The sequence below is a fragment of the Pseudomonas sp. BSw22131 genome, from assembly GCF_026810445.1.
Taxonomy (GTDB): Bacteria; Pseudomonadota; Gammaproteobacteria; order Pseudomonadales; family Pseudomonadaceae; genus Aquipseudomonas; species Aquipseudomonas huanghezhanensis.
The window spans coordinates 2,395,763-2,403,879 of sequence record NZ_CP113949.1 but is presented as its reverse complement, the minus strand read 5'-3'; the positions used below and the strand labels follow the sequence as shown (position 1 = coordinate 2,403,879).

Annotated in this window: 8 protein-coding genes; all 8 read right to left on the bottom strand. The window is 60.2% G+C overall.

Features of this window, described 5'->3' with window-relative positions; genetic code table 11:
* Nucleotides 1-114: 114 nt before the first annotated feature.
* Complete coding sequence (locus OYW20_RS10825) at nucleotides 115-1,476, bottom strand: lysine N(6)-hydroxylase/L-ornithine N(5)-oxygenase family protein (RefSeq protein WP_268800674.1); 1,362 nt, start codon at nucleotides 1,474-1,476, stop codon at nucleotides 115-117.
* 171 nt (nucleotides 1,477-1,647) lie between these two features.
* The gene (locus tag OYW20_RS10820) at nucleotides 1,648-3,342 is read right to left on the bottom strand and encodes a multidrug ABC transporter permease/ATP-binding protein (RefSeq protein WP_268800673.1); all 1,695 of its coding nucleotides are present in this window, start codon (nucleotides 3,340-3,342) and stop codon (nucleotides 1,648-1,650) included.
* A 40-nt stretch (nucleotides 3,343-3,382) separates the two neighbouring features.
* On the bottom strand, nucleotides 3,383-3,859 hold the full coding sequence (locus OYW20_RS10815; protein WP_268800672.1) for a sigma-70 family RNA polymerase sigma factor: 477 nt from the start codon (nucleotides 3,857-3,859) through the stop codon (nucleotides 3,383-3,385).
* Nucleotides 3,860-4,227: 368 nt separating this feature from the next.
* Nucleotides 4,228-4,998, bottom strand: a complete 771-nt coding sequence (locus OYW20_RS10810) for an SDR family NAD(P)-dependent oxidoreductase (RefSeq protein ID WP_268800671.1) — start codon at nucleotides 4,996-4,998, stop codon at nucleotides 4,228-4,230.
* Between the two features lie 42 nt (nucleotides 4,999-5,040).
* Nucleotides 5,041-6,099 carry an L-rhamnose/proton symporter RhaT gene (gene rhaT, locus OYW20_RS10805; RefSeq protein WP_268800670.1) on the bottom strand — a complete coding sequence of 353 codons (1,059 nt, stop codon included), beginning with the start codon at nucleotides 6,097-6,099 and terminating at the stop codon, nucleotides 5,041-5,043.
* A 70-nt stretch (nucleotides 6,100-6,169) separates the two neighbouring features.
* A complete protein-coding gene (rhaM, locus tag OYW20_RS10800; protein WP_268800669.1) occupies nucleotides 6,170-6,490 on the bottom strand; it encodes an L-rhamnose mutarotase in 321 nt (106 codons plus the stop codon).
* On the bottom strand, nucleotides 6,490-7,371 hold the full coding sequence (locus OYW20_RS10795; protein ID WP_268800668.1) for an amidohydrolase family protein: 882 nt from the start codon (nucleotides 7,369-7,371) through the stop codon (nucleotides 6,490-6,492). The genes rhaM and OYW20_RS10795 overlap by 1 nt, the downstream gene beginning before the upstream one ends.
* Nucleotides 7,372-7,552: 181 nt before the next feature.
* Nucleotides 7,553-7,945 (bottom strand): RidA family protein, encoded by a 393-nt coding sequence (locus tag OYW20_RS10790; RefSeq protein WP_268800667.1) that lies wholly within the window; start codon nucleotides 7,943-7,945, stop codon nucleotides 7,553-7,555.
* Nucleotides 7,946-8,117 lie beyond the last annotated feature (172 nt).

Below are 8,117 nucleotides of genomic sequence, written 5' to 3'. Positions count from 1 at the left end.
GTGTCACCTTTTTTCGGGCAAAGCTCAACCCGCAGGCGGCCATCACGGCTCGGCCCACAACGTTGTGAGGAAAGTCAGGTGGCTGCGTGAGCCACCGGGTTGGAGGTGCGGCGGTCAGCGCGCCAGTTTCAGGGGTGCGGCGCTGCGCAGCTCCGGCACTGAAGCGACTGTGGCGGGCCGACTGGAGCAAGGCTGCGCGTAGTCGGCAAAGATCGACTCGACGACCTCCTGCGAGCGGATCGCCAGGACCGACAACAAGGTGTCGCTCAAGCCATGGCTGTCTTCGCAACAGCCCTGCAAAAACACCCTGGCCTCGCTGCCGGGACGCATGGGCAGTCGGTATTGACGGTCCACGGCCGCGCCGTCGATGCAGTCTTCGAGACCGGCCAGCAGCTGGCGGTGGTAATCACGGCGGTAACCGGTCGCCAGCACCACCACGTCGAAATGCTCACTGTCGGTACGGTCATTGATGGCGTCGCGCAGGAACAATTCGATGCCGGCGTCGCCTATTTCGGCATGCACCACTTCACGGTTGGTCAGCAGTTGATGGCGCACTTCGCCGCGTACTTTCTGGTGATACAGGCGCTGAAAGATCGACTCGATCAGGTCGGTGTCGACCACTGAATAGTTGGTGTTGCGGAACTCGTTGAACAACGCGTCGCGGCGCTCTTCGCTGTGATTGAAAATGGTGTCGGTGAACGACGGGTTGAAGATCTGATTGACGAAGGGGCTGTCATCCGAAGGCTTGAGCGCGGTGCCGCGAATCACCAGCGTCGCGTCGACATGGTCGAAGCGGCTGGCCAGGTCTTCGAATATTTCTGCCGCGCTCTGGCCGCCGCCGACAACCGCGACTTTCACCGGAGCCGAACCACGCACGCCCGCAAAACTGCCCAGCACGCTTTCGATGCCGCCGCGATAGCGCGATGAGTGCAGAACGCGGGAATCCTTGACCCCTTCAAACGGCGCAGGAACGGTCGGTATGCCGCCGATGCCGAACACCAGATTGCGCGCCCGACGCCGGGATACAGCGCCGTCCGCCCCGCGAGACAGCACGTCCACCGCAACGAAACGACCGTCGTGATAGAACGGCTCGACCGCAATCACGTCTTCGCCGTAATGCGTCTGATCGGCGAAATGCGAAGCAGCCCAGGTCAGGTAATCGGTGTATTCCTCACGTGTCGGGAAGAAGGTCTTCAGGTTGATAAAGTCCTGCAGGCGACCGCGCTCATTGAGGTAGTTGATGAAGCTGAAACGGCTGGCGGGATTGCGCAGCGTCACCAGGTCCTTGAGAAAGGAAATCTGCATGGTGGAACCGTCGATCAGCATGCCTTCGTGCCAGTTGAAAGCCGGCTTCTTTTCGAGGAAACACACCTGAGGCGCCTGACCGTTGGCCGCCGCGTGCTCTTGCGTGGCGATGGCCAGTGCCAGGTTCGACGGGCCGAAACCGATGCCGATGTAGTCGTAGACGAGTTCCATGCTTGCCTCTCGTTTTGAAAAATGTGCCGTTGTAATCAAGCGCCGCAATCGAAGGTGGCCTTGCAGGCCGGGCAGGATCGCTGGCGCCCAACGACGTTAATAGTGATTCTCATTTACTAAGACGGGTGAGGCTGACGGCTGTTTAGTCGTTGGCCTTCAAACTTGAAAAATTCATGAAACCGCCGTCGGACGAGGTTGATACGCACCGCCGATTTCTTCCACAGCGTCGCGGCTGGCGTTGTCGCGGCGCGCGCCTTGTAGCTCACTGAGCTGGCCGCCTTCCATCTTCACCAGGCGGTCGGCGAGGTCGAAATATTGATCGTCGTGGCTGATGGCAAACACGGTCAGCCCAGCCTGCTTGAACATCGGCAACAGCTCGCGGTAGAAGAACCGGCGAAACAGCGGGTCCTGATCTGCCGCCCACTCGTCCAGCAGCAAGATGTCGCGTTTTTCCAGCAGCGCCAGCAGCAATGCCAGACGCTTGCGCTGCCCCTGGGAAAAGCGCGTGTCGAGCAGATGACCGTCGCCAATGCGCACCTTGTGGCGCATGTGCAACTGGTCAAGCCAGTGGTCGGTGTGGGTGGATTCGCTGGTCTCCCCTTGGGGTCCGAGCAGCTGTGAGAACAGGTGGAAGTCGGTGAACACCGAGGCGAACAAGTGACGATAGGCAGGCCAGTCCTTTGAGGTGATGAGCTGGCCGTCGATCAGAATCGCGCCAGCGGACGGTCGATACAACCCGCTGAGCAAGCGCGCCAGGCTCGACTTGCCGCTGCCGTTGCCGCCCATCAAAAACACCGTCTCGCCCCGCTTGAGCGTGAGGTTGACCGGGCCGACATCGAAGCCTGGCTCATCGCGCTGCGCGGGATAGTGGTACTCGACATCTCGGAGTTCCAGCGTCTGCCAGTGCCCGGCAATGTGGCTCGGCGCGACGGCAAAACTTTCCTGGTGCTCGGCCAGGGCCAGGGATTCGACCTTGTCCAGCGCGACACGCCCGGCAATCTGCGCGGGAATCGCCGCGACGGCCAGCACCAGCGGCGTGCGCATGAACAACACGGTCAGGGCGTAGGTCGCGGCAACCTCGGTCGGCGCCCAGCCAAGGCCATTGGCAAGGTAAAACGCCAGGCCGATCGTGCCCAGCACCATGATGTTTGCCCAGTTGCTGGCGATGCCGTGGTAGCGGTCCGCAAGGGTAATGTGGTCGCGGTATTTGCGTGCGCTGGCGTCGAAGGTTTCGTCGAACAGCCGCCGCGCCCGGTCGCGATTGAGGGTCAGTTCCTTGCGGCCGTCGATCACCCCTTGGTAGCTCTGGTAGAGCTTGTCTTCGGATTCGCGCAGCAGTCGCAACTGCGCGTTGAGCCGACCTACCAACAACCAGCCGATGCCCAGCGTGAAGCCCATCCAGCACACGGTGGTCGCGAACAGCGACGGCGACAGCCACGCCAGATAACTGAACGCCGTCACGCTCAGCACCGAGCCGTAGATCAGGTCGGGCAATTGCACAAAGGCCATGGTCACGCTTCGAATGTCGCTGGACAGGCTGGCAAAAATCTTCGCCCCGCCGATGGCTTCGACGCGCTCGATGTCGGTGTCCAGCAGCCGCTTGACCATCACCCGGCGCAGCCCGTAGACGAAACGATGCCCCAGTGCCGTGAGTGACAATTGCGCGCCGGACGCCAGGCACAGCAGTAGCGCCAGCATCAGGCCGAACTGCCAGAGCGCGGTGCCCAGGCCTTCGTGCACGCTGATCATGCGCTGGTTGACGAAGGCGATCACGCCCACGCTCAACAGGCCGCTGCTGACGCTCAGCAACATGACCAGTGCGAGGGGCCAGCGGTATTGCTGGAAGACCAGACGAATGAGTTTCATGGATGACTCCAGGCGTGAAAATGAAACGCAGGTAATGGCGTTATCGGATATCGCCCAGCCGCGCACGGCAGTGGGACAGTGTGTCGCGCAGCAGGAAGTTGACCATCGTCGGCGAGGTGCCGATGACCCGTGCCACATCGCGCTGGGTGTAGCCCTGGATCTGGCTGAGGTTGAAGACGATACGCATGCGCTTGGGCAGCTCGTTGAGGGCGCCGACCAGTTGATTGACGGTTTCACGACCGGCCAGCACGCGCTCCGGCGAAACCTCGAAGAGCGGCTGCTCGTCGCGTTGCGCTTCAGCGCCGTGATTGCGTTCAAGTCGCTGCCTGCGCAGCCGGTCGATCGCCAGATTGCGCACGACGCGGAACATGTAGCGCGCAGGTTCGGTGGAGGCCAGATCGCTTTCCAGCATTTTCACGAACGCGTCCTGCACCACATCTTCAGCACGCGCACGGCAGCCCAGAAACTTGGCCGCCAGGCGCAACAGCCCTTCGCGATGGGTGTGATAAGTGGACATGAGCGCATCCAGTCGAGGATCGATGAATGTGCAGGACGCGCCAATACGGCTGGAGCGCGGCGCTGGAGGCCGGTCCGTGAGAGGACGAAAATCCATCTTGTTCGACATCCCTGGTAACAAAGGAATGCGAAGGATAACGCAAACGATTCTCATTGCAACAGGAGAACATTTACCTTTGTATGAAACTTGATAACCCGACGTAGGTCCGGCCCTACTGGCTTTTGGCTACATCATCAGGCGTTTCTGTAGGCGCGAATTCATTCGCGTGGCGGTGGGATTGGTTCAACCGGTTGCGCCGCATCGCCAACACATTGGTGCCTACAGAGGTAATTAGGCTTGCGCCCGCAATCAGCGCAACACCGCTGGCGCTACTGCAAATTGACGAACAATCCGCCGTCCACCAACAACGACGCGCCGGTCACGTAGCGCGCCATGTCGGAGGCCAGAAACACGATCGGTCCGGCGACATCTTCAGGCTCACCCAGGCGGCCGAGCGGCGTGCGCGAGGTCATATAGGCCAGTTTTTCTTCGTCGGCCAGGTCTTCTTTATTGATGTCCGTGGCGATGGTGCCGGGCAGTACAGAGTTGCAGCGAATGCCATAAGGCCCCAGCGCAATCGCGCACGATTGCATCAGCGAGTGCAGCCCGGCCTTGGTCGGCGTGTAGTGGGTCTGCATGCCGCCACCGACCAATGCGCTGATGGAACTGACGGCGATGATCGCCCCGCCACGGCCCTGGTTTTTCATTTGGTTGGCGGCCGCCTGCACAGCGAAGTACGCGCCGTTGAGATTGGTGTTGACCGTCTTCAGATAGACCTCGCGAGGCATGTCGAGGAACGAGTGAAACGGACAGATACCCGCATTGTTGACGAACACATCAACACCGCCGAAGGCATCCACGGCGCCCTTCACCAACCGGTCGCCGGTGTCCGGATCTTCCGCGTCACTGCCGACTTCGATGGCTTGCCCGCCAAATGCCGCGATCTCCTCGATCAGGCTGCGCGCGGCTGCAAGACCCTGCTCGCTGCCGCTGTGACCGATGACCACGCTCGCGCCTTGTCGGGCGCACTCCTTTGCCGCGCCCCGGCCAATGCCTCGTGAAGCACCCGTGATGATCACGGTTTTGCCTGCCAGTAACATAGAGAACTCCTGAATGAATGCCGTGTGGCCGTAGGGTTGTTTTCAGCCGAGATAGTTGCCGTAGCCGACCATGCCGATGGAGCCGAGAATCACTGCGATACCCATCATCAACACACCTTTGTTGGATGCGGTCGTGCCCTGCCACTCGCGGAAATACAGGCCCCAGCAGTTGGACACAACGATGATGAAAGACATATGCAGCACCCACGAACTGGCGTCGTTCTGAAAACGGCTTTCGCCCATCCCGTAGAAGAAGAACTGCAGGAACCACAGCGTCCCCGCGCTCGCCACCAACAGGTAGTTGCGCAGCAGCGGCGTCTGGGTGTTGGTGTAATCACTGAATGTACGGTTGCGCCGATTGAGCCACAGGCACCAGATGGCGTTGGTGGTGAGCCCGCCCCACATGATCACCATGAAGGTCACGTTGTTTTGAAACAGGCTGTTGGCGCCGTGCTGCACCGCCGCTTCGGCCAGCGGGCGGCCGGCCGCGATGCCGTAACTGAAACAAGCGCTGAGCACGCCAGAGATGACCGCCACCACAGCGCCCTTGCCCAGCGAAAATTCACTGACGCTGGCGAACTTGGTTTCGTCGGACACGTCGCGCTCCTTGAGCATTCCGGCGCGCCCGCACAACGCTATACCGATCATCGACACCGCCACGCCCCACAGCACCCAATTGCCGCTGGCGCTCGCGGCCATTTCGGTCAGCGTGCCAGTGGTGGCATCGGTGAACAGGTCACGGTAGAGCGCCGGCATCAACGCGCCGAGGGCGGAGGTCAAGCCCATCACCAAGGACATTCCCAGTGACAACCCGAGGTAACGCATGGTCAGGCCGAACGTGAGCCCGCCAATCCCCCACAGCACGCCAAACAGGTAAGTCCAGAACAAGGTGCCGCTGTCGGCCTGACGCAAGATGTCGACGTAACCGGGCACCGTGAGTTGCGCCGCGATCAACGGCACGATCAGCCACGACGACAGACCGCCCATGATCCAGTAGCTTTCCCACGCCCAGCCACTGACCTTCTTGTAGGGGATGTAGAAGCTGCCGGAAGCCGCTCCCCCAATGAAATGCAGCAGCACGCCGAGCAGAATGATTTCCACGATGTACGTCCTTTTTTTGTTGTTATTGAGTAAGTCAGTCAGCTTTCGCTTGAGTGAATGGAGCGTGTGCTCAGTCCCGATTCAGGCTGAACACCGGTTGCAGATCCACGCTGATCGGCGAGGCGTCGGGGTGGCTGGGCATGAGCGATTGCATATGCCGCCACCAGCGCTGCATGACGGGCAAGTGCGGCAATTGATCGAGTTGATGAGGGTGCTCATGGGTCATCACGGCGAACAGCGCGAGGGATTCGGAATCGAGGAAAATCCGGTAATCAGTGATCCCCGCATCGCGCAGGGCCTGCTCCAGTTCGGGCCATATCTCGTCATGACGACGCCGGTATTCATCGGTCTGGCCAGGGTTGAGGTTCATGCGAAACGCGCGAACTGCCATCAGCCGATCCCCCTGTCCGCCAGCGCATACGCCGTGAAAACGTTGCGCCGGAAAAACTTCGTCTGCACCTCCAGTGGCTGATCGGCGAGCCAGTGTTTGACCAATGCCTGGGTGGTGTCGAAATCGGCGACGGTGTTGCTGTTGGGCCAGTCGCTGCCAAACAGGCAACGGTCTTCACTGAAGGCTTCCCACAGATAGGCCAACCGATCGCGGTAATACGCAGGGTCACTGATCAAGCCGTTGGCGTTGACCTGAGGGATTTCGGCCAGCTTGGCGAACACATTGGGGTTGGCGGCCAGCGCCAGCACATCACGCTGAAAGCCAGGCCATTGATCGTCACTGACAGCGGCGCTGGGCAAGTGATCAACGACAATGCGCAGGTCCGGCAACGCGTCGCTCAAGCGCAACAAGCCCTTGATCAGCCGCGGATCAGGATTGGCGCTGTCCAGACTGCGGCCCGACTCGACCAAGCGTCGCAGGCCATCGATGAAGCCGGGACGTATCTGATCTTCCAGCAGGTCGCGTTCCCACAAGTTGCCGTAGCGCAGGCCCAGAAACAGCGGCTCGCGTTCCAGTGCGGAAAAGTCGTCGTTAAAGCGAGGGTCCAGCGGAGACAGGTTGCCGACGAAACCGAGCATGCCGGGACTCTCTCGCAGCGTGTCCAGCAGCCACTGATTATCACTGCGCCAAGGGCTCGCCTCGACCACAATCGCGCCCTCGACCTGATGCGCAGCGGACACTGCCCAGTAGTCCGCAGGCAGCGAAGCACCGTACAAGGCATGCCCGGGTTCGGGCCACGCAATACCCTGGGCGCGAGCCGCGTCGAAAAGATGAATGTGACTGTCGATGATCGGGCCAGCGTACGAGGTGGGAGCAGTCATTCTCAATTCCGGCTGATAAAACCTGTTCTTATTGAGGCCGACTGTAGGGTGTCGCAGCGATACGTGACTAATCGATTTTTGGTTAACCGTGATACCCGGAAGGTATCGACAGCTATCGGATACTCACCGGTTGAGCCTGGCAATTTCCGCTGACAAGGATGAAGAGGTATCTAGCGAAAACTTATCGTTGCACCGCAATGCATTTGATTTCGACAAGCAGGCCCGGCCGGGCGAGATCACTGACACCTATGCATGTCCAGGCACACGCCCCACGTGGAAAGACTTCATCCTTCACGCGTCTGAAGACAGGCATGTGGCGGTGCATATCGACGTGATAGGTCGTCATGTCGACTACATCTTCAAATGTGCAGCCGCCGGCGGCCAGGACCTGTCGCAGGTTGTTCCACGCTGCAAGAAACTGCTCCTCCGGGTCTTCGATCACTGTCAAATCCGCTGTACGACCTACCTGGCCAGCGCAGTAGAGCGTATCCCCGACCTTTACTGCTGGCGCGTAACCGGCCTGTTCATAAAGCAGCCGCATATCATCTGGAACAATGATCTGACGATCAGTCATGGCTATGGAAATCCAATAAATAAAGGGATGCGGAACCTACTCCACTACCAGAATTGCGTCCAGTCGAGACCCTTTTCTCGGCAGAGCGAGATGAAGCCGGACAGCCGTGTCAGCCGTGTCAGCCGTGTCAGCCGTGGGCTCACGCGCATTTCTGATCGGGTACAAAAGCATT